The sequence below is a fragment of the Agrobacterium sp. LR_9 genome, from assembly GCF_041954855.1.
GTDB lineage: Bacteria > Pseudomonadota > Alphaproteobacteria > Rhizobiales > Rhizobiaceae > Agrobacterium > Agrobacterium leguminum.
Genome location: NZ_JAVAYA010000038.1, coordinates 1 through 20,036, shown reverse-complemented (window position 1 = coordinate 20,036; position 20,036 = coordinate 1). Strand labels below are relative to the sequence as shown.

Genomic DNA, 20,036 nt, shown 5'->3' with positions numbered 1-20,036 from the left:
TGTTCTGACCCCATGATGTTCATGCTACGTTCGACCTTATCGTGTCGCTGGGAACAGTTCTTGTTCCGACCCCGCTTTGACGAGACGCTTCCGATGCCACCCTGACAATGCGTGCGGGAGCGAACCGCACCAAAGTTTCCCGCAGCGTCATGGTCAGAAACCAAGGCGCGAAATAATTTACAGCCTTCATCTCCGCAAAGCCGTCATTGGTCATGCCAACCCCGGCGAATCCTAAAGTGCGCATCCAACCCTTAACGTGCGAGCGGAATTAGTTACCAGGTGCGCGAAACTGCGGAGAGCCTGACATTCTCTCCGCTATCATTGGAGAGGTTGCCGGCTGGCAGTGGGTGCGTTATGCCTGAGACAGGTTTTGCGAACAGCCGTGTCCCCGGTGGTCAACACGGAAGCAACATGATGCCTGATGTTGGTATGAAAACGATAACGAGGAGCAGAAATTCCGCTTTGCGCGGGAAGTGGGCATCAGCCTGGGGATACCCCTTGGCCGCTTCGGCCGTCTTCCTCATGTTTATTCTGCGGTACTTCCTCATGGGCATCCTCGATGACCGTGCAATCTACATCCTGTTTGTGCCTCCAATCCTCCTGGCCGTCGTCATCGGGGGGTTCGGACCCGGATTGCTGGCGCTTTTCCTGGCATCTTGTTCGGCAAGCTATCTGAGATCGCTAACCCCAGGCGGGATCCAGATCCCCGAGCTGGCCGTCTTCGGGGCCGTCGGCATGGCAATCGCGTACATGGGCGGATCGCTCAGACACCTGCAGCATAATTTCGAGGCAGCAGAAGAAGCACTGGACACGCGCGAAGCGCATCTACGATCGATACTCGATACTGTGCTGGACGCGACCATTGTCAGCGAGCAGGACGGAACCATCGTCTCTTTCAATGCGGCGGCGGTCAGGCAGTTCGGATACTCCGAGGACGAGGTGATCGGTCAAAACCTCAGAATGCTGATGCCACAGCCGTATCGGCACGAGCACGATGGCTACCTCCATCGTTATCTGGCGACCGGCGAAAAGCGCATCATCGGAACTGATCGGGTGGTGGTCGGCCAGCGCAAGGACGGAACAACTTTTCCGATGAAGCTCGCGGTTGGAGAAACGCGCCGGGGGGGCAAGCGGTTCTTCACCGGCTTCGTGAGAGATCTCACTGAACGTGAGGAATCAGCTGCCCGCCTCCAGGAGATTCAGACGGAATTGGCGAGATTGGCCCGACTGAACGAGATGGGTGAGATGGCATCTACTCTGGCCCACGAGCTAAACCAGCCACTTTCGGCGATCGCCAACTATGTTCATGGTTGCGCGCGCATGCTTCAGGGCTCAGAAGACGCTCGGGACAGGCAGTTGCATGAAGCCTTGAGGGAAGCAGGCGAGCAAAGCGTCAGGGCAGGACAAATAATTCGCCATCTGCGCGAATTTGTGACAAAGGGCGAGACCGAAAAACTGCCCCACAAGCTCCGCCAGTTGGCTGAAGAAGCCGGGGCGCTGGCGCTAGTAGGATCCAGGGAAAAAGGCGTGCGGTCCGTCTTTGATTTTGCAGCGGGTGGCGACATGGTGATGGTCGACCGCATCCAGATACAACAGGTACTCACAAACCTGATGCGCAATGCAGTCGAGGCGATGGGAGATTGTCAAAAGAAGGACCTTCGAGTGAGCATCAAACCCGCTGGACACGACGAAGTCTCAGTGGTCGTCGAAGATTCCGGTCCCGGCATTCCGAGCGAGATCGCCGATCAGCTATTCAAGCCTTTTGTCACAACCAAGGCTGGCGGAATGGGGGTCGGACTCTCGATATCGAAACGCATCGTTGAAGCCCACGGCGGCGAGATGACCGTGTCGCGCAGCGAGCTTGGAGGTGCATGCTTCAGTTTCACACTGCCAACCTATGAGGGGGAGGAAAATGGCGAACGATGATTTCACTGTGCACATCGTTGATGACGAGGAAGCGGTCAGGAAATCGCTCGCTTTCATGCTCAGCATGAGCGGTCTGGGTGTAAGAGTTCACGAAACGGCTACCGCTTTCGCATCACTTGCGCCCAAACTTCAGCGAGCCGTCCTCGTCACTGATCTTCGGATGCCGGACATGAGCGGTGTCGACCTTATACGCCGGATCCGCTCGGAGGGCGTGCTTATACCGTCAATCGTTATTACCGGGCACGGGGACGTGCCGATGGCCGTGGAGGCCATGAAGGCTGGTGCTGTGGACTTCATTGAAAAACCATTTGCCGATACGACTATCATCGACGCGATTTATCGCGCGGCTGACCGCCTGGAGTCCCACATTCCCGAAACTGAATCGGCAGAAGAAGTACGGAAAAAGGTCGAGACTCTGAGCGAACGCGAGCGGCAGGTTCTTGCCGCGGTGGTCGCGGGTCAACCCAACAAGTCGATCGCTTTCAATCTCGACATAAGCCCGCGAACGGTGGAGGTTCACCGGGCCAACGTCATGGGAAAAATGAAGGCTCGAAGCCTTCCGGAACTGGTCCGAATGTCACTGTCGATTGAAAGCTCTCTTGAGGGAGACCCGGACGGGACTTGATCCAGGACAATGCGCCCGGGAACCAGGTACGATTAGCTGATCCGGCACGTCAAGTTGCTGCAATGTTCCCGGTGTCAGATTGCCAACCACGCCAGTTATCGTTTCGATTGTGAAAGACCCAGCGCTATCCCGCGCGCTGGCGTTCGCATTGCGGGCTTACGGGTATGAGGTCGCGACGTTCCGGTCCTGGAAGCTCGCTGAGCAAACGGTACGGAAAGCCACTTGTGTGATCCTCGACAGCTGCCTTCCCGATCCCGACCGGGAGGCATGTCTCGCGTCACTCGGCGCACAGATACCGGTCCTGTTCCTCGCAGAGAACGAGATGGTTAATATCGAGAGACCATGCGTGCAAGTTCTCTACAAGCCGCTGACGGGCCCTGATATTGTGACCGCGCTGATGACGATACGTAAAAACCCTTAGTGGAACGAACGAATTTCGCTGAGCATCGCTGTCCGGCATAGTCCGGGCATTCCAATTGAGGGTCAGCTCAAATGCTTGCTTCCACTTCCGCCAATCACTCCCCCCGTCATTCGGCCACAGCATCAGGTCGCCCAACGGGCGCACTTCGCCCGCGTCCCGTCATTTTCCATGCCCCCGACACTGAAATTTATGCGCAGGGTGAGAAATCAGGCGCGCTCTACAAGATCGAGTATGGAGCGGTGCGTATCTACCGCCTCCTCACCGACGGCCGCAGGCAGGTGGTTGCGTTTCACATAAAAGGAGAAACATTCGGTTTTGAGGCTCGCGGCGTTCACAGCTTCTATGCGGAAGCAATTGTGCCAAGCGGATTAATCTCGGTCGAGGCAGAAGGAAGCGAACCCCACCGCAACGACCTGATGACACTCGCCCTGCAAAGCATGATCCGCGCTCAGGAGCATCTGCTCGTGGTAGGTCGCCAGAGCGCACTGGAAAAGCTTGCGGTGTTTCTCGTCGATCTTGACCGTCGCCAAGGGCATGACGGCATTATTGATCTGCCGATGACGCGAACAGATATCGGCGACTATCTTGGCATGACGGTTGAGACAGTTTCGCGCAGTATGTCGAAGCTTCGCGAAATGGGTATCGTCCGCCTGAAGAACACGCGTTGCATCGAAGTCCTCAGACATGACAAGCTGCGGGCGATCGGCGAATAGTCGTCCCCGCGTGCGGAGAAATCGGTATACCTCTGTGATGATATATCGCTTTATGCACCGAACTGGGGCTACACCCGCGGAGCCAGGGGACAACAGCACACGTCCCGTTGTCGGGTCAGTAGCGTCCAGTTTGATGGATTTGGCAACTTGTTCCGCGATCGACCGAGCCGAACGGGCGATGACGTCAGCTAGAGCAGATCCTGTGATCGATGAATCGATTGTGAAGTGACGGGGCGAGCGGGAGCTGATTCAACATCCACTGCGAAAGAGGTGGATGATGGGACGAGCACTGAGCGATGATCTTCGACTACGCGTGTTAAAAGCGTCTGCGGCGGGCATGTCTGCGCGCCAGTCGGCGGCGCGGTTCGGGGTTGGGATTTCGACGGCGATCCGGTGGATCGCACGAGCGAGTGACGGTGAACCTACGTCCCGGCCGCAAGGCTGGCGACGGCCATCGGTCCTTGATGCACATGAGACGTTTGTCGTGGCCATGATCGACGACCGGAAGGACGTGACGCTCGATGAAATGGTCGAGCGTCTGTCTGTTGAGCGGCAAGTAGGTATCAGCCGAAGCGCGCTCGGCGCCTGGCTGCGGGGCCGCGGCTGGACGTTTAAAAAAAGTCCGCACATGCATTGGAGCAAGACCGGCCGGACGTCCTGAAACGCCGGCGAGCCTGGTTTGAAGGGCAGCTCGACCTCGATCCGGAGAAGCTGATCTTTATAGACGAAACCAGTCTCTCGACGAAGATGGCGTGTCTGCGAGGGCGTGCCATTCGAGGTGAGCGTTGCCGAGCTGGCGTGCCGCATGGCCACTGGAAAACAACGACATTCACCGGCGCGCTCCGCCTCACAGGCATGACCGCACCCTTCGTTTATGATGGAGCGATGAACGGCAATGTCTTCCTGGCCTATGTCGAGCAAGTGCTCTCGCCGACCCTTCAGACCGGCGACGTCGTCGTTATGGATAACCTTCCGGCCCACAAGGCAGCCGGGGTGCGCGACGCCATCGAGCGCGCCGGCGCCAAACTCATGTTCCTGCCACCCTATAGTCCCGACTTTAATCCCATCGAAAACGCATTCTCCAAATTGAAAGCCATGCTGCGGGCTCGGGCGGAGCGGAAAATCGACGCCCTATGGGATGCCGTCGGCACATTGATCCCCCGATTCACATCCGCAGAATGCGCAAACTACTTCAGGGCTGCAGGATATGACCCGGATTGAACAGGATCTGCTCTAGTCATCAAGCAACAGAGAGGCTAATTCAAGGTCCGCAACCAGATGGTTGGCAAAACCCCCTCGAAGAGCCGCACGAACAGCGTCACGTTTGGCGCTTCCACTCACAACGAGCAGACCCTTCATCGATCGCAACAGATCATGGTCGACACCGACGAGGCGTTCGTCGAGCTCGCCAAGTACCGCCTTCCCCTCGACGTCGATGAAACGCCCCGCGATAATCCCGACTGCCCCACGCCGGTAGTAGTCTTCAACCTCTTCGACAGTTGCAATCTTGAACTGGACGACATGAGTGTCGGGTGTGCAGGGGCTCAGCGAGAATAGCGACTTGTTACAGCTTCGGATGCCTTCGAGCTGATCGCGGATGATTGGCTCGGCTCGTAGCGCGTTGGCAAGAGCCGCGCTGGAGACGACGGCGGGCGCGTTGAAGGTGATACAACGCGCGTCCAGCCGACGAGCAATTTCCGTCGTACAGCTTTCCGATGTGCTGAGCAGGGGATTTGCGAGGGAACCTAGAAGCTGACGAACGGTCAGGTCCCTGATCGGCCAACTCGGCACGAACTCCGAAACGAAATAGACCGTCTGCCCCCACGAAACGCCGAGCACATCACCTTCCTGCAGGAAATCCGGAAGATGATAGGCTGCAACCTCGCAGACGGCGCGAGTCAAAGTCTCGCCTTCCCGTCCCTCGGCGGGGACGATGTGCACGCTTTCAAGGCCAAACTTCTCCTTCAGCGCGTCGGCGGTTGCATTCATCCGGTAATGCTCGGGCGAAACCTGAATGCCAACGATCTTTCGCTCCTTAGCAAGTTTCAGATAACTGATTACTGTCGGGCGCGAGATCGAGAGCGTTTCAGAAATTTCGCCCTGATTGAGATTTCGGACGTAATACATCCACGCAACTTCAGCGATGATCTTGTTGGATGGATGCTGCTCTCTTTGCATTCTACGTCCGCCTTCGGGTTTCATCCCTCGGTTGCCTCGTTCAATACCTCTTCAGTGATTACCAGATCGTCGTCAAGAGCGCGGTCTGGCTTCAGTCCTAAAGCAGCAATTGCCCCGTGATAGCCGCGCACCGCCTCCGCCGGGCTGGCATTACCGTCCGCCACAGCACGAAGCCAGGTGATCAGCGACGGCTGATGTTCGGCGGAGTTGATCTTGCGGCCGAAGAGCGCAAGTCTCGCACCGTACTTTTCCGCCTGCAGCACAAGCTCGAATGTATCGCGCAGCGTCCCAGAGCCGCCACCCAGAATACCAACAACGACACTTGGATCGTAGGCAGCGAGCTCCTCCATAGCCGCGGGTCCGTTGTAGGCGACCTTCAAAAACTGGGGCCGCTCTGCCAATGTCAGGCCCGCGAGAGTCCGGATTATGCAGTCGTTGACGTAGGCCCCTCTTTCGCCATCGGGAAAGCCGGTTTGCATGTTCGGATTGAATACTTCGAGGAAATACTCCTTGCCGAGTGCCCGCACGTCGCGCCGAAATTTCCCGAATGCCTCGAGCGAAGCATGGTCGGCATCCGTATCGTTATTGAAGGTAATCGAATAGAGGCACAGATCTGCCTGAGCCAGCGACAGGTCGATCGAGCGGAAGGGCCGCGACGGCGTCTCGCGATAGCTGCCGCCACGGATGACGCTCCACATGTCCGTCGCATCGTTGGCGCGGAAGGCAGGCTTGACATTACTACTGGCGAAGGCGCCTCGCGTCTGCAGCATTTCCATGTTGGAGGTAGAAGTCAGCATGATGTCGACGCAATCCTGCGCGATAAGCGCTTCGATTTCATCCACGAATTCCATGCGGGTCCGATAGCGCTCCGGCCTGCCGTCCTTGCCACGGCGAAGACCAGCGGTCGGGATACCGCCGGACATGTCGCAGTCCTTGGCATCAGCAAGGATGAAATCGCCTTTGCGATAGCCACCGGCAAGAATGCGGTGAATCTTTTCATCATAACGTGTCGTCATTGTCATTCCTTTGAGAAGCGCGCCTTCAGCCTGCGTTGCGCAGGGAGCGGCCAGTCTCGATTGAAAACACATGGATGCTGGCGGGCTCAATGGAGAAACTCACCGGCTGTCCAGCCTCAAGCGTCCGGAAGGCTTTGGTGACGAAGGACATTTCCTGACCATCGACATTAACGATCACCTGCCCCTCGCTGCCCATGTTTTCGACCAGGACAATTCTGCCGCTAACGACATTCTGATCGCCGGGCGACGCAAGCCCCATCTTCGAGGGCCGCAGCCCTACCTCGACCTTGGTCCCAGGCGCGAGCCCGACGAACTCGTCGCTGGGCACCCGCAGCCGCATGGAGCCTGCCGCAAGCTCGATCCCGTCACCGTCACGGCTTACATCGCAGATGCGGAAGTTCATGGCTGGCGAGCCAATGAAATCGGCGACGAAGCGGGTTGCGGGTCGGTCAAAGATTTCTGCCGGTGTACCCTGCTGCTCGATCGCGCCAGCACGCATCAAAACGATCCGGTCCGCAATAGTCATCGCCTCCAGCTGGTCATGCGTGACGAAGATTGTCGTCGTTTTCAGTTCCAGGTGCATCTTCCGGATCTCTGTCCGAAGTTTCTCGCGCAGCTTCGCGTCGAGGTTGGAGAGCGGCTCGTCGAAGAGGAAGAGCTTCGGCGTCTTGATCATGGCACGCGCCATCGCGACACGCTGCTGCTGCCCACCCGAGAGATTCTTGGGCTTGCGTTCCAGGAAGCTCTCGAGCCCCAGAAGCCCCGCGACATGCTTCACTCGGCGGGAAATCTCATCCTGTGGCACCTTCTGCCGGCGCAAGCCGAAAGCGATGTTCTCCTCGACCGTCATATGCGGATAGAGCGCGTATGACTGGAAGACCATGGCGACGCCGCGCTCACCCGGATGCAGGTGCGTGACGTCCCGGTCACCGATGCTGACTGTGCCATCGGTAATCTCCTCAAGTCCTGCGATCATCCGCAGCATGGTGGACTTGCCGCAGCCGGAGGGGCCGAGAAAGACAACGAATTCCTGATCGGCAATGTTCAGGTTCAGGTTCTCGATCACCGTGTGCCCGCCGTAAGACTTGCGGATGTTGACGCATCGAATGTTTGCCATGATGACCTTTCCTATCTCCGGGCGGGCTTCATCATGCCGTTGATGAAGCTCATCAACAGACCGATAAATACCAGCGGAGGAATAACGAGAATGACGGTGGAGGCATTGATGACGCCCCAGGGAACTTCCTTGCCGAGCGACGTGATGGATGCGGCAACGACCGGTAGCGTGGCATTGCCAGCGGCAAGTGTCAGAGCCAGAAGAAGTTCGTTCCACACCAGCACGAAGGTGAAGACCAATGCGCCAAAAAGTGACGGCATGGCGATCGGCAGCGCGAATTTCAGAAATATCTCGCCCGGACCGCAGCCCTCCATGGCGGCGGCCTCCTCGATCTCCCTGGGGACCCGCTCGAAAGCGGGCACAGACAACCAGATGACGGTCGAGATGGTTGTCACAAGATAGACAAGGACAAGGCCCGTCAACGTGTCATAGAGGCCAAGATCCAGATAGAGCACGATGAACGGGATAGCGATCGCCACTGGCGGCATGAAGCGCAGCGACAGCACGAAGAACTGCATGTCGTCCTTCAATGCCCGGACGTGTCGGGCCAGCGAATAGGCCGCGGGAACCCCGAGCACGGCACCGATGATAACCGAAGCTCCGACTACGACGACAGAATGCCCCAGCCCCTGCCGGATCGACGGGTTTTGCAGGATGGTGGCGAAATTCTCAAGCGTAGGTGAGAAGAACAGTTTCGGAACAGGAGTGATGATGTCCTTTAGCCGCTTGAACGAGCCGAGCACGGTCCACAGAATCGGCGTCAGAGCGATGAAGACCATGAGCGCCAGAAAGACGCTTGCAATGGAATTGCGGATCAGACGGCCCATTTGCGGATACCTCTCCAGATGAGGGTAAAGACGATCGTGGTCAGCACGAGCAGCAGGATCGACATGGCCGAAGCATAGGAAATGCGTCCGCCCAGATTGATGCCCGCCTGATAGGCGTAGAGATCGAGCGTCTCGGTCGCAGTGCCTGGTCCGCCGCCCGTCATCACGTAGATGAGATCGAAAGAGCGCAGAGACTCCACGGCCTTGACCAGAGCCAGACTGATGATCGGCGCCTTCAGCATAGGCAGCGTTACATAGGCGTGGATTTCCCACGTCTTCGCATGATCCAACTGAGCCGCCTCGATCGGATCCTTAGGCAGGGTTTCCAGAAGCTTCAGCATGATAACGGTGAAGAACAGGCCCCATTGCCAGATATCGACGACGGCCACCGAAAAGAGCGCCAACGACGGGTCGGCAAGAAATTCGACGGGACCGAAACCCGTCAGCCCGACCAGATAATTGATGAGGCCCAGAGACGGAGAATAAAGGAAGCGCCAGATGAAGGCGGCCGCGACCCGCGGCAGGAGAACGGGAGCCAGAAACGCAAAGCAGATCAGATTGCGCAGCCAGAACGACTTCACGGTCTCGAAAATGAGGACAGACAGGAGCGTTGCTACAACCAGAGCGCCTGCCACTGTCACGATCTCCCAGATCGCCGAGATCTGAAGCGCATTTATGAAACGCCGGTCGGACAGGAGGCGCTGGTAGTTATAAAGCCCTGCGAAATGGTATTCCGGGTAGCGCAACGAACGGTCCATGAGCGAGAAGTACAGCGCTCCGGCGATGGAAATCAGCGCCAGAATGGCAACCACAGCAAAGCCCGGTGTCAGCGTCCAGAATAGGAAACGTCGATTGTTCATAACGTGCTCTTCGGATTGAGGGCTGCGGCCAGCCCTTATAAAGCGCCGGCCGCAAGGTATGACTATTTCACGCGGCGAAGCGCATCTTCCGCCTGGAAGGCCACGTCATCGAGCGACTGCTGGATGTCCTTTTGGGTGCCCGTGAAGATTTCTTCGAGCGCCAGCCCCAGATTGTCGCCGATTTCCGGCCAGGCCGGGTTTGCCATGATCAGGAGCCTGGTGCGCGAGCCGGTTGCCAGAAGTGCATCAATATATTCGGCCGGCACGGCCTTCTTGAAGGCCTCGCTTTGCAGCGTCGATTTGCGACCGATGTCGGAGGCAATGCCATCGGCAAGACGGCGCTGTTCCATTTCCTTCGAGGTTGCCCAACCCACGAAATCGCCGGCAACCCTGCGCGTGCATTCGTCCTTCGCTCCGCTCTTGGAGACCGCAAAACCATGGCCCCAGCCAGCCGATCCCAACGGCTCGGGCGGCGGCATGTAGCCGACATTGCCCTTGATGGCAGACTTTTCCGGATCTTCCATCCAGGGCCCGAACACGTCGGACTCGATGAGGAAGGCGACCTGCCCGCCCCGGAACGCCTCGACCGAGTCAGACCAATTGAACGTGCCCACCCCCGGAGGAGCATATTGCATCAGGTCGAGGTACAGCTTGGTTGCCTCGACGCCCTTTTCGGAGTTGAAGACCGGCTTGCCGTCCTTGTCCTGCCACTCACCACCGAGGCCACGGAAGAAGGGTGTCCAGCGCCAGACATTCATGCCCGAGCCGCGCTGGCCACGTGCCGACCAGCCATAAAGCTTTTGGCCCGGATCGTTAACCTTCTTGATGTCGGCGACCAGTTCGTCGAGCGTCTTTGGCGGCTGAAGCCCTGCTTTTTCAAGCACGTCCTTTCGATACATGAGAATGTCGCCGCCGCCGACGAGCGGTGCGAAATATTGCGTGCCCTTGAAGGTGGCAACGTTGCTGAGATCCGAGCGGAAATCGGCGATGTCGTAGTCCTTCGGTAGAACATCGGTGAGCGGATAGAGCCAACCCGCCGTCGCATATTCCGGCGTATTGGCTTCGTCCACGTAATAGACCTGATAGGCCCCGGCTCCCGTCGAGGCGTCAAGCCGCGCCTTGGCGCGCCGCTCGTTTTCGCCGAGCAGGTTGATCTTGACCGTCGTTCTCCATTTCGCATTAAACTCACCGACATATTTGTCGAGTTCGGTCACCGAGGGCATGCCCTGCGCGATCACATTGATCGCGGGCACCTTGCCCACACAAGCGTCCTCGGCGGCTAGTGCCGCCCCCGACATGGCTAAAAGGCTTGCAGAGAACAGCAGCGCAGATTTCAGTCTCATGATTTTCCTCCTCCAGGACTGTCAGACTTCAGTGTTCAGCTAATGGGTCAAAGAGTCCCGCCAGCCGGCGATCCAGGCGAAGAAACTCGCCATATCGTTCCTCGTAAAAATCGCGAAGCTGCGGACGCGGCTCGGCAGTGCGCTCAACGCGGCACATCGCTTCTGCAGCAAAGTGCAGATCGGAGCAGTGGCCCGTGGCCACCGCCGCACACATCGCGGCCCCTAGTGCGCCTATCTCCTCACCTTCCGGCACTTCGACAGGAAGGCCGCAGACATCGGCAAACACTTGAGCCCAGATGGCGCTCTTCGACGCGCCACCGGCAAACCGGATCTTTTGCGGACTTTGCGGCGCCACATAGCTTACGACATTTTCGGCATGGCGGCGGTGCTGGAAGGCGACCCCCTCGTAAATCGCGCGCAACATCGAGGCCTGATCATCGCTGTTGGTCATACCGACGAAGGCGCCGCGACGGGGTGCAGGACCGCTGACGAACGGCATGAAGTGGCAGCGCCTCGACTCTACTTGGCTCTGAGCGACCAGGGCATTCGCCTGTTTCACGTCGGTCGAGGCACCCATGGCGCGGCTCAGATACCAATGCAGGTTCGCCGCCGAGGTTGGGCTGCCGTCGGCGAGAAGGCGGCAAGCGCGATCGCGATGGATCATGTTGAGGATAGGTGGCCGTTTCGTCATCGGAGCTTGCGACTCGACAGCATTGATCGACCAGGTGCCAGCAATCATCGTAAGCGTGTCGGGACCGACCGATCCGGCGCCGAGGACGCAGGCGCTTACGTCCATCATTGCCGCGACGACTGGCGTGCCGGTCCTCAACCCTGTTTCCTCCGCCGCCGTACGCGACACCTGTCCCGCGATGCCCGAATTCTCGACAATCTCAGGCACGCGATTGGCAAATTCGGGAACTCCAGCTGTTTCGAAGAGCGCATCGTTGTAGCCGCCACGGGCCACATCCAGCATGCCGCCGCCACTCGCATCCGTCGGGTCCGTCGTTGCGACGCCAGTCAGCCGCATCCGCAGGAAGTCTTTGCAAGCCAGCGCCCAGCGCGTTTGGCGAACGACCGCCGGTTCGTTTCTCGCAAGCCAGACGAGTTGCATAAGCGTCTGGCCACCCCAGATCTGCTGTCCGGTGATCGCTTCGATCCGCTTGCCCATGCCATTTCGTGTGAACTCATCGACAATACCTTGGGCCCTGTGGTCGACAGAGACGATGCCATCTCGCGTCGCCCTGCCCTCGGCGTCGACCAGAAACACGCCATTGCCAAAACCCGTGCAGGCTACAGCCGCAACGCGATCGGCCTTAATCTCTCCGCTGGTTAATTGACGGATCGCGGTGGCCGTGCCGCGCCAGAATGCTTCGGGCTCGCGCTCAACCCACCCGTTTTCGCGATGGACCGTGACGACTTCAATGCTGCGTTGGGCAACAAGTCGGCCTGTCATGTCAAAGACCGCAGCCTTGACCGCAGTGCCGCCGGCATCGACGGCAAGAAACAGATCAGCCATGGCGACGCCCTCCCAGAGGCCCTTGGTCGGATCCTGCAAATGAAAGCGCGGAATTATTCAGACAACGAGCGATTTCGTTCTCGCCCCATTCGGCTGGCTGGCCGCGCTCACCAGCCAGGATTTGCCCCAGTTCATGCACAAGCGAAGGCGTGCACGCGCCATCGAGCGCGATTTGGGAGCGCCGAAAGATCACGTCATCGAGATGCACGGCGGCTCGTTCCCTTATCAACCAAACGATCTCGTTGCGGGTGAAGCTTGGCAGGTTCCTGAGCGCCTGATCGGGCATCTCGGAGCAAAATTCCGCGACCCGTTCTGCAATGACGCCGTAACGGGAATAGAGCTCCCCAGCTCTCTCCGGTGACACTGCGTAACGTGTGGCGAGAGAACGCTTTGCGCGACCGAGGCTTATCTCATCTCGTGGAAAACCGACCGCGCCTGGGTAATCGCGGTCTGCTGTACTGGCTTGTCGTGTCACATTGAGATGCCGGAATATCTGGTCGGCTACCTGTTCGCCGAAGGCTCGAAACGTCGTCCATTTGCCACCGATCAGGGACAGAAGCGGCACGTCGCCATTGATCCAATCCTCGGCGAGACGATGGTCACGGTTAGCACGATTGGCATCGGCGGAACCGCCTGCCTGCAGTGGACGGATGCCCGTCGTCATGAAGACGATGTCCTTCGATCGGATCTCGATGTCGTCAAACAGGCTCGAAATGGCCCGCACCAGATATGAAATCTCGTGTTCGGCGATCGTATTGTCTGATGGGTCGCTCACCGTGATTTCGGTGGTTCCCAGCAGGACCGTGCGATCAAGCGGATAGGCAATGACCATCCGCCCCGTTCCATCGTCGAAATAGAATGCGCGGTTCGCCATGCGCTCGAGAAGCGCATCATTGCGGATCAGAAGATGCGCGCCCTTCACGGGGCGAATGTATCTTGTGGAGCAGCCGAGTGCTGCGTTGACGTCGTCGACCCAGGCGCCAGTCGCGTTCACCACTATTTTGGGGCGGACCGTCGTGGTGGGGCCAGCATCGCCTACCGTGATCGTGAACGCGCCGCCGCCGTCATGGCGCCATCCGGCGTAGTTGATCGCGGCACTGCCAGCGTGTGCAGCCAAGGCCTCCTCGATCATCTCCAGCACCAGAGCCTCAGGATTGCGGATGCGGGCATCGAAGTAGCTGATGACGGCCTTGTAACGCTGCGCAAGACGATGCGGGAATTTGTCGCGCGCAAGGACGATCTTGTGGCGGGGAACTGCGCGTTGCTCACGTCCGAGGTACTCATACAGCGTGAGCGCTATCTTCAGGCCGGTGGCGCTGAATGTACTTCCCTTCCAGTTGAATCCGAGAAAGCGAAGGATCGATCCTGGAAGCCCACGCAAGAAGGTGGAGAGAGGCACGGCTACTTCGAGAGGGCGTACGAAATGCGCGGCGTGATGCAGCAGCCGATTGCGTTCGCGCGCGGATTCCGCAACCAGGTTGAACTCCCGGTTCTCGAGATAGCGCAAACCGCCATGAGCCATGCGCGAGGAGGCACCGGTCGCGCCGCGACAAAAGTCGGCGCTGTCGATCAGAAGTGCAGAGATACCGTTCAACGCGAGTTCTCGTAGGACTGCGACGCCATTCACGCCGCCGCCCAAAATCAGCACGTCAAAACTCTCGCCCGACGCAAGGCGCGTCAGGCTTTCCTCCCGAATTTTCATAATGTCCCCCGCCGCACTGCGAGAGCGCCTCAGGGCGCTAAGTGCATCTAAGACGAGATATAAAGCGCAACTTTTATAATTGTCAAATATAATTTACTTTTATAAATCACAAAGTGTCGCGGAGATGCGCCACTTGCGCGGACACGCCATTAAGCACGCTACTCTGCTTGGCATCTCGTGGGAGATTGATCCATTTCCTGTCCGGCAGTGCCCGCCTGCGCCGGAGAGAAACTTGACTGACTTATATATGGCCGAGACTTCTTCGATGGTCGAGCGACCATTTGATTCGCTTTTCATAGTACCGTCGGATGTAGGCATCTACTGGTAGACAGACCGCCCGATTGTGATGATCTTCCAGTCGCTGGGTAGAAGAGTTCCGTTTTCACCCGACCGAAGAAGCCTTCTCGCGCGGCGTTTTTGTGTGGACAGCCCTTGCGGGCCACAGAACGTATCGGGCTGTCGACTTTCAGCTACGCCATCAGAGAATCTCACCCGACAAGCCGATCCTACGAATTCAGGGTTCCAGCTGGATAGTGTGGAACTTCACGCTCTGATCACCCCATCGATGAACTCGCGCAAAACGTCCCGGTCAAACACCCCTTTGGTGTCCAGCATCCATGATATCGCTTCCGAGGCAGTCCACGGCTTTTTATATGGCCGGGCCGTGAGGGCATCGTAAACATCACTGATCGCGGCCATTCTCGCATAAAGGCTGATCTCCCCGTCACGGAGACCACTAGGATATCCTTTTCCATCCAGTCGTTCGTGGTGATGAAGGCATACATCCAGCACAATTTCAGGCATCCCCTTGCCGCGGGAAAGCATGTGGTGCCCACGTTCCGGATGGAGACGAATGATCTCCATCTCGGCATCGGTGAGAGCACCGGTCTTGGTCAAGATCTCGATCGGCGTCCCGATTTTTCCAATGTCATGAAGGAGACCACCCATTCCCAAAACGGGAACAAGGAATTTATCAATTTTCAGGTGCCGCGCCAGGCGGATCATCAAAGCCGACACGGCCAGGGAGTGAAGGAACGTAGCCTCGTCTTTCGTTTTCATCCGGGTCATGTTTATGAGTACGGACGGATCAACATCCAACGACTGGGTAATTTCTTCGATTACAGGAGATACCGTTTCAACGGTAACAGCAGCCCCGGCACCGACATCATCAAAGATGCTCTTCAACAAGCCAGAGGTCCGCTTAATCTTGTCGGAGGTCAAAATACGTACATTCTAGCCCCTGGACCCGTAAGGCGTCTTCGTCGCCTGACGCAAGGTATCAACCTCGTATTGTCCTGCAACCGCGGGCGTAACGTCCAGCCCTTTTGATGTGTTAATGAAAACACCGTAGAGGTCACCGCTTTTTAGACGTGCCGCTTCCTCCTCACATTCGAGTGTATAGCGATGACCGGAACGGCGCGTTGAGCCAAGATCCTTCAATCGCCTCTATAAACATTCCTACGCGCAGCTGGTCTTTGTCGATACGTTTCAGCATATCTTTCACCATGGGATCGGGTAGCTTTGTCAGGCCGAGCAAAGTGTACAAGGTCGTAATGACGGATTCGCTTTCATGAATGTGAAGCCGCTGCGCCGTATGAGTGCCCAGCGGCCTCTACTCAGAACTCCTTCCAGGACTGTTCGGAAGTTGCGCCGAACGCGTTTGCGATCTTTCGTCCCAGCGCTTTTACGGGTGATGGGACAGGGCGTGGATTGCTCGACGCGAGACGGACGGGCTGATGATACACTGGCTGGCCGCCCAGATTGAACTGCGAGATCAGCTTGTTCAGCGCATCCGCTTCGCTAGCCAGGTTGTGGCTTGCCGCCGTGGACTCCTCGACCATGGCCGCATTCTGCTGTGTGCCCTGGTCAATCGTGTTGACGGCAGTGTTGATCTCTTGGATACCTACCGACTGTTCTCGCGCCGATTCCACGATCGCACTGACGTGGCTGTTGATTTCCTGAACCTCACCGACCATGACTTCCAGAGATTTCCCCGTTTCGCCAACCAGGGTGACGCCGGTTCGCACCTGCTCTCCAGAGGTAATGATAAGTGCTTTGATCTCCTTGGCAGCATTGGCAGAGCGCTGTGCAAGCTCGCGCACCTCCTGAGCCACCACCGCAAAGCCTTTGCCTGCCTCGCCAGCGCGGGCCGCCTCGACGCCGGCGTTCAATGCGAGCAGGTTGGTCTGGAATGCGATTTCATCGATGACGCCGATGATATTGCTGATCTCACCGGAAGATTTCTCGATCTGCCGCATCGCATGCACTGCGTTGCGAACGACCTCCCCGGCCTTTTCTGCACCAATTCTCGTGCGCGAGACAAGAACGCCTGCCTCTTCCGCCCTCTTTGTGGAATCACGCATCGTCGTCGTAATCTGTTCCAGCGCGGCCGCTGTTTCTTCGACGGATGCGGCCTGTTGCTCGGTCCGCTTCGCCAGGTCATCTGCGGCGGATCGAATTTCGTTCGCACCACCGTCGATGCCGCGGGCATTCTCCATGACGGCCTGTAACGCCTCATGCAGTTTGGCCAGAGAGTTGTTGAAGTCGAGACGCAGCGTATCGAGATGGGCGGCGAAGGGTGTCGAAATCCGATAGGCAACGTCGCCGTCAGCCAGACGCTGGAGCCCTGTCGCCAAGGAATCGACGACGAACTGGGATTCCGCCGCCTCGCGCGCCTTTTCCGCTTCTCGTTCCAGGCGCTCCCGTTCGCTCAAGGAACGATTGGCCTGAGCCTCTTCTTCCATGGCTGTTTTCTGTATCGCGTTTTCTCGGAAGACAGAGACCGCGGCCGCCATCGCCCCGATTTCGTCAACGCGGTCGAGGCCGGGGACTTCTATCGAGACGTCACTCTGCGCGAGCCGGCCCATGGCGGCCGTCATCTGCTTGATGGGAGACGCGATGCTGCGCGCGACGAACCACATTGCGGCGATGCCACCCGCTGCAATAACGATCCCGACGATAATCTGGAACAGCGTGTCAGCATTGTTGCGCTCTGCCAGCGATGATGTGAGGGTCGTGGCCTCCGCCATTGCCACCGATTTCGGTACTGTGATGATGACGGACCATGGCGTGCTCGTCCGGCCAATGACAATGGGCGACAGGGCCGTAAACGTCTCTGCATTTCCCTCGACTGTATCGCGACCGGCCTGGATCGATGGAAGTTGCGACGTGGCTGCAGGACTAATCTGGCTGAACGGGCGGCCAATCGCATCCGGATGGTCACTGGAGGCGACGACAAGACCCTTGTAGCTGACAATGTCGACGGCGGCCTTGCCGCCGTAGATCGATGCCTTTACATCTTCCGCAAGCTTCTGGACGAAGTTAAGATCGAAGTCAGCGCCGGCAACACCAGCAAACTTGCCGCCGATGGTGATGGGCACCGACATGGTCGCGAGGTAAACATTTTTACCCTGAACGATATAGGGCAATGGATCCAGGATGCTCTCCCCGGTTCCACTCTTCGGGCCAAGATACCATCCACCTTTCACGACGCCGTTCGGGTGCAAGTCTGCACTGTCATATTCGACCAGCGGTTGGACAGCCAGTTTTCCATCGGCGCTCCGTGTCCAGTAGGGCAGGAAACGCCCGGTGGCATCCGAACCAACATCCTGCTTGTCGCGAAAGAGCTGGTCCTGCCCATCGAGCGCATTGGGCTCCCAAGCGCTATATGTTCCGTTGAAGCGTGGATTGTCCTTCAGGACGTTGAGGAGGATGGCATTGAACTCGGTGCGGCGTTTGCCAACCGGTGTTGTGGCTTCATTGTCGTTCGGCGCCGATATCTCGAACATCCGGGCCATGTTGCGCGCCGAATCGAAGGCCATGTCGAGCGGCGACTTGATCAACGCGGCCTGTGCAAGAGCCAATGTCTTGAGATGGTTCTTGGTGCTGTCTTCCGTTAATGCATCGACGTGTTTGCCGACGAACGCCTTACTGTTGGCGGCGGATTTAATGCTATACCCCACCAGCGCGCCACTTGCCGCGACGACGCAGACGCCCGCGAGAAGGGCAATTTTGAGCTGAATTGATCGAATGCGCACCGTCTCTTACTCCTGGTTCTCGGCGCCTTATGCAGCCTGAGGAGTTTGAGCGTGACCCGCGAAGGTTAATTATCTCAGTATTGAATAATACAGCGCTTGGAATTTGTCGCAAATTTGCGACTAAAAGCCCACGCGCTGAACTAAAGTATATAATTTAAATTGTTTAATTTTACGAATTCACCCAATTATATTTGATTTATATCAATATCAAGCGCCAAGGTATTCTCAACAGTCACAGAATGGCCTCGTGGTTTGGGAGTTGCATGAACTTGCCGAACGCAGCATCATTTCGAAACCGACTGCTGTGTCGCTTGGCCACAGGAAGCAGTCATCCTCCGGAAAAGTTGAGGAGATCGCTTGCCCCCACGCTCACATGGCGTACCATGCCGGACTCATCCTGGGCGCTTTGATTGACGGCTTTCTCGTCCGGTTGTCCCTGACAGAGGCTTTTATGCAGCGGCAGCCACGATGACAACCGGCGCGCTTCTGCTCCAGAGCACAACAGATAAGGTTCTTCATAACCCGGAAGATTCAGCGAGACCGTTTTTCCAATGGTTTCCGCCAGCCAATCTTATCGACTACTCCTGGGTCGCCCTGCCGCAGGCAGTCCGCTGCTGGCCGACCCCCGCGCGCTGCTGCTCTCGTTCGGCACGACGGAGATGGGCATCCGCTATTCCGGTGGTTCACTCGCTAGCGTCGTCAGCTACTTGATGGCAGCCGACGCCCTGACCGTGACGCCGCACAGCGTCGCCTTCGCCTGGGGCAAGGAGAAGACGATCACGGCGCTGCCAATCAACATCCCCCAACTGGAGCGGGCTCTCGCCATCCTGCGCCGCATCGATGCGCCACGCTCGCCGGCCATCGACCAATTCTCCACCTTCGTGCAGTCCAGCTTCGACAGTCTGAAGCACCTCATCAAGCGGCACGACGAGGCCGTGGTCTGGAGCAATTGACCACCGTTCCCCGCGCAGTCCGTGTTAGGGCTGACGATGGCCAGCCCCTGCCTTGTGCCTGCCCGGCCCGAAAACGGCCACGACGAACGCAGCCACGGCCCCCGCACCGGCAATGAGAAAGGTCAGGCGCATCCCGGATGCGATAGCCAACGCCGAAGCCTCCGTGACGTCCGTTGTTCCGACGCCAAGCGCAAAGACGAGACCCATAGCCGACGCGCCGGCAATTAGCCCGATATTACGTGACAAGCCCAGCAGCCCCGATACCGTGCCGCGCCGGTCCTTGGCTACATCCGCAAGCGCCGCCGCGTTGTTGGCCGCTTGGAACAGCTGATAACCGGGAGTGAGCACGATAATCGACAGCACATAGCCTGCGACCCCGATCGTACCCGGCACGATAGCCAGCATCAACGCTCCGACGCCCAGTAAGGCCAGACCGATCACCAGCATGCGACCGCTGCCCCAGGCATCCACGAGCCGGCCGGATGGCACGCCGCTGACGATCGAAATCACTGGGCCGATCGCCATCACCGCGCCGACCTCCGGCACCGTCAATCCCAGCCCCAGGCTGAGATAGAAGGGTCCCACCACCAGCGTCGTCATCATGATGGCAGCGACCAGCACATTCACAAGGAGATTGCCGGCTAGGCTCCGGTCCATCACCGACCACAAGCTCGGCGCCCTGCTATCGACCAAGCGCGCGTCACGCGGCAGAAACGAGACTGCCAGGATCAACGCCACGGCTGCCGGCGGCAGCTGCACCCAGAATATCGCCCGCCAGCCCGACAGCGGGATCAGCAGCCCT

The 20,036-nt window shown here is 58.2% G+C and carries 15 protein-coding genes and 4 pseudogenes; 5 read left to right on the top strand and 14 right to left on the bottom strand.

What is annotated here, in order from left to right; all coding sequences use genetic code 11:
• The first annotated feature begins 522 nt into the window (after positions 1-522).
• The 4 genes from RAC79_RS24450 (at position 523) to RAC79_RS24435 (ending at position 4,906) form a co-directional block, all read left to right on the top strand.
• Positions 523-1,926 (top strand): PAS domain S-box protein, encoded by a 1,404-nt coding sequence (locus RAC79_RS24450; RefSeq protein ID WP_233284878.1) that lies wholly within the window; start codon positions 523-525, stop codon positions 1,924-1,926.
• The gene (gene fixJ, locus RAC79_RS24445) at positions 1,913-2,551 is read left to right on the top strand and encodes a response regulator FixJ (RefSeq protein WP_104680368.1); all 639 of its coding nucleotides are present in this window, start codon (positions 1,913-1,915) and stop codon (positions 2,549-2,551) included. The genes RAC79_RS24450 and fixJ overlap by 14 nt, the downstream gene beginning before the upstream one ends.
• Positions 2,552-3,043: 492 nt before the next feature.
• Complete coding sequence (locus RAC79_RS24440) at positions 3,044-3,685, top strand: helix-turn-helix domain-containing protein (protein WP_104680366.1); 642 nt, start codon at positions 3,044-3,046, stop codon at positions 3,683-3,685.
• Positions 3,686-3,962: 277 nt separating this feature from the next.
• Positions 3,963-4,906 (top strand): IS630 family transposase gene (locus RAC79_RS24435; protein ID WP_374997623.1). Its coding sequence is split into 2 segments (ribosomal slippage): positions 3,963-4,299 and positions 4,299-4,906, totalling 945 coding nucleotides; the frame shifts between segments, so codons are not numbered across the junction.
• A gap of 12 nt (positions 4,907-4,918) precedes the next feature.
• Here RAC79_RS24435 and RAC79_RS24430 read toward each other — a convergent pair.
• The 13 genes and pseudogenes from RAC79_RS24430 to RAC79_RS24370 all read right to left on the bottom strand — a co-directional run.
• Positions 4,919-5,887, bottom strand: coding sequence for a sugar-binding transcriptional regulator (locus RAC79_RS24430; protein ID WP_374997622.1), 969 nt, complete (start codon positions 5,885-5,887; stop codon positions 4,919-4,921).
• The gene (locus RAC79_RS24425; RefSeq protein WP_104680512.1) at positions 5,884-6,879 is read right to left on the bottom strand and encodes a hypothetical protein; all 996 of its coding nucleotides are present in this window, start codon (positions 6,877-6,879) and stop codon (positions 5,884-5,886) included. Before RAC79_RS24425 ends, RAC79_RS24430 begins: the two co-directional genes overlap by 4 nt.
• A gap of 25 nt (positions 6,880-6,904) precedes the next feature.
• Positions 6,905-7,996, bottom strand: coding sequence for an ABC transporter ATP-binding protein (locus RAC79_RS24420; protein ID WP_104680365.1), 1,092 nt, complete (start codon positions 7,994-7,996; stop codon positions 6,905-6,907).
• An 11-nt stretch (positions 7,997-8,007) separates the two neighbouring features.
• Complete coding sequence (locus RAC79_RS24415; protein ID WP_104680364.1) at positions 8,008-8,823, bottom strand: carbohydrate ABC transporter permease; 816 nt, start codon at positions 8,821-8,823, stop codon at positions 8,008-8,010.
• Positions 8,811-9,683, bottom strand: coding sequence for a carbohydrate ABC transporter permease (locus tag RAC79_RS24410; RefSeq protein WP_104680363.1), 873 nt, complete (start codon positions 9,681-9,683; stop codon positions 8,811-8,813). Before RAC79_RS24410 ends, RAC79_RS24415 begins: the two co-directional genes overlap by 13 nt.
• Positions 9,684-9,745: 62 nt before the next feature.
• Complete coding sequence (locus RAC79_RS24405) at positions 9,746-11,026, bottom strand: sugar ABC transporter substrate-binding protein (protein ID WP_104680362.1); 1,281 nt, start codon at positions 11,024-11,026, stop codon at positions 9,746-9,748.
• A 28-nt stretch (positions 11,027-11,054) separates the two neighbouring features.
• Positions 11,055-12,542, bottom strand: a complete 1,488-nt coding sequence (locus tag RAC79_RS24400) for an FGGY-family carbohydrate kinase (protein ID WP_112495609.1) — start codon at positions 12,540-12,542, stop codon at positions 11,055-11,057.
• Positions 12,535-14,244 carry a glycerol-3-phosphate dehydrogenase/oxidase gene (locus tag RAC79_RS24395; RefSeq protein WP_104680361.1) on the bottom strand — a complete coding sequence of 570 codons (1,710 nt, stop codon included), beginning with the start codon at positions 14,242-14,244 and terminating at the stop codon, positions 12,535-12,537. The genes RAC79_RS24400 and RAC79_RS24395 overlap by 8 nt, the downstream gene beginning before the upstream one ends.
• 241 nt (positions 14,245-14,485) lie before the next feature.
• Positions 14,486-14,696, bottom strand: a pseudogene (locus RAC79_RS24390) (IS3 family transposase); the annotation flags it as partial.
• Positions 14,697-14,787: 91 nt separating this feature from the next.
• Positions 14,788-15,432 (bottom strand): HD-GYP domain-containing protein, encoded by a 645-nt coding sequence (locus RAC79_RS24385; RefSeq protein WP_374997621.1) that lies wholly within the window; start codon positions 15,430-15,432, stop codon positions 14,788-14,790.
• Between the two features lie 196 nt (positions 15,433-15,628).
• Complete coding sequence (locus tag RAC79_RS24380; protein ID WP_374997625.1) at positions 15,629-15,700, bottom strand: hypothetical protein; 72 nt, start codon at positions 15,698-15,700, stop codon at positions 15,629-15,631.
• 160 nt (positions 15,701-15,860) lie between these two features.
• Positions 15,861-17,207 (bottom strand): annotated as a pseudogene (locus tag RAC79_RS24375) (methyl-accepting chemotaxis protein); the annotation flags it as partial.
• A gap of 360 nt (positions 17,208-17,567) precedes the next feature.
• Positions 17,568-18,032, bottom strand: a pseudogene (locus tag RAC79_RS24370) (cache domain-containing protein); the annotation flags it as partial.
• Positions 18,033-18,842: 810 nt separating this feature from the next.
• Between RAC79_RS24370 and RAC79_RS24365 the strand changes: the two are divergent.
• Positions 18,843-19,234 (top strand): annotated as a pseudogene (locus RAC79_RS24365) (LysR substrate-binding domain-containing protein); the annotation flags it as partial.
• Between the two features lie 24 nt (positions 19,235-19,258).
• Here the strand turns inward: RAC79_RS24365 and RAC79_RS24360 are convergent.
• Positions 19,259-20,036: MFS transporter (locus tag RAC79_RS24360; protein ID WP_374997620.1), on the bottom strand; the 778-nt coding region annotated here is incomplete at its 5' end.

Bases quoted from the DNA above. Each gene is read 5' to 3' on its own strand.
- RAC79_RS24440 (WP_104680366.1), top strand. From the start codon at position 3,044: ATGCTTGCTTCCACTTCCGCCAATCACTCCCCCCGTCATTCGGCCACA.
- RAC79_RS24425 (WP_104680512.1), bottom strand. From the start codon at position 6,879: ATGACGACACGTTATGATGAAAAGATTCACCGCATTCTTGCCGGTGGC.
- RAC79_RS24430 (WP_374997622.1), bottom strand. From the start codon at position 5,887: ATGAAACCCGAAGGCGGACGTAGAATGCAAAGAGAGCAGCATCCATCC.
- RAC79_RS24395 (WP_104680361.1), bottom strand. From the start codon at position 14,244: ATGAAAATTCGGGAGGAAAGCCTGACGCGCCTTGCGTCGGGCGAGAGT.
- RAC79_RS24400 (WP_112495609.1), bottom strand. From the start codon at position 12,542: ATGGCTGATCTGTTTCTTGCCGTCGATGCCGGCGGCACTGCGGTCAAG.
- RAC79_RS24410 (WP_104680363.1), bottom strand. From the start codon at position 9,683: ATGAACAATCGACGTTTCCTATTCTGGACGCTGACACCGGGCTTTGCT.
- RAC79_RS24415 (WP_104680364.1), bottom strand. From the start codon at position 8,823: ATGGGCCGTCTGATCCGCAATTCCATTGCAAGCGTCTTTCTGGCGCTC.
- RAC79_RS24405 (WP_104680362.1), bottom strand. From the start codon at position 11,026: ATGAGACTGAAATCTGCGCTGCTGTTCTCTGCAAGCCTTTTAGCCATG.
- fixJ (WP_104680368.1), top strand. From the start codon at position 1,913: ATGGCGAACGATGATTTCACTGTGCACATCGTTGATGACGAGGAAGCG.
- RAC79_RS24450 (WP_233284878.1), top strand. From the start codon at position 523: ATGTTTATTCTGCGGTACTTCCTCATGGGCATCCTCGATGACCGTGCA.
- RAC79_RS24420 (WP_104680365.1), bottom strand. From the start codon at position 7,996: ATGGCAAACATTCGATGCGTCAACATCCGCAAGTCTTACGGCGGGCAC.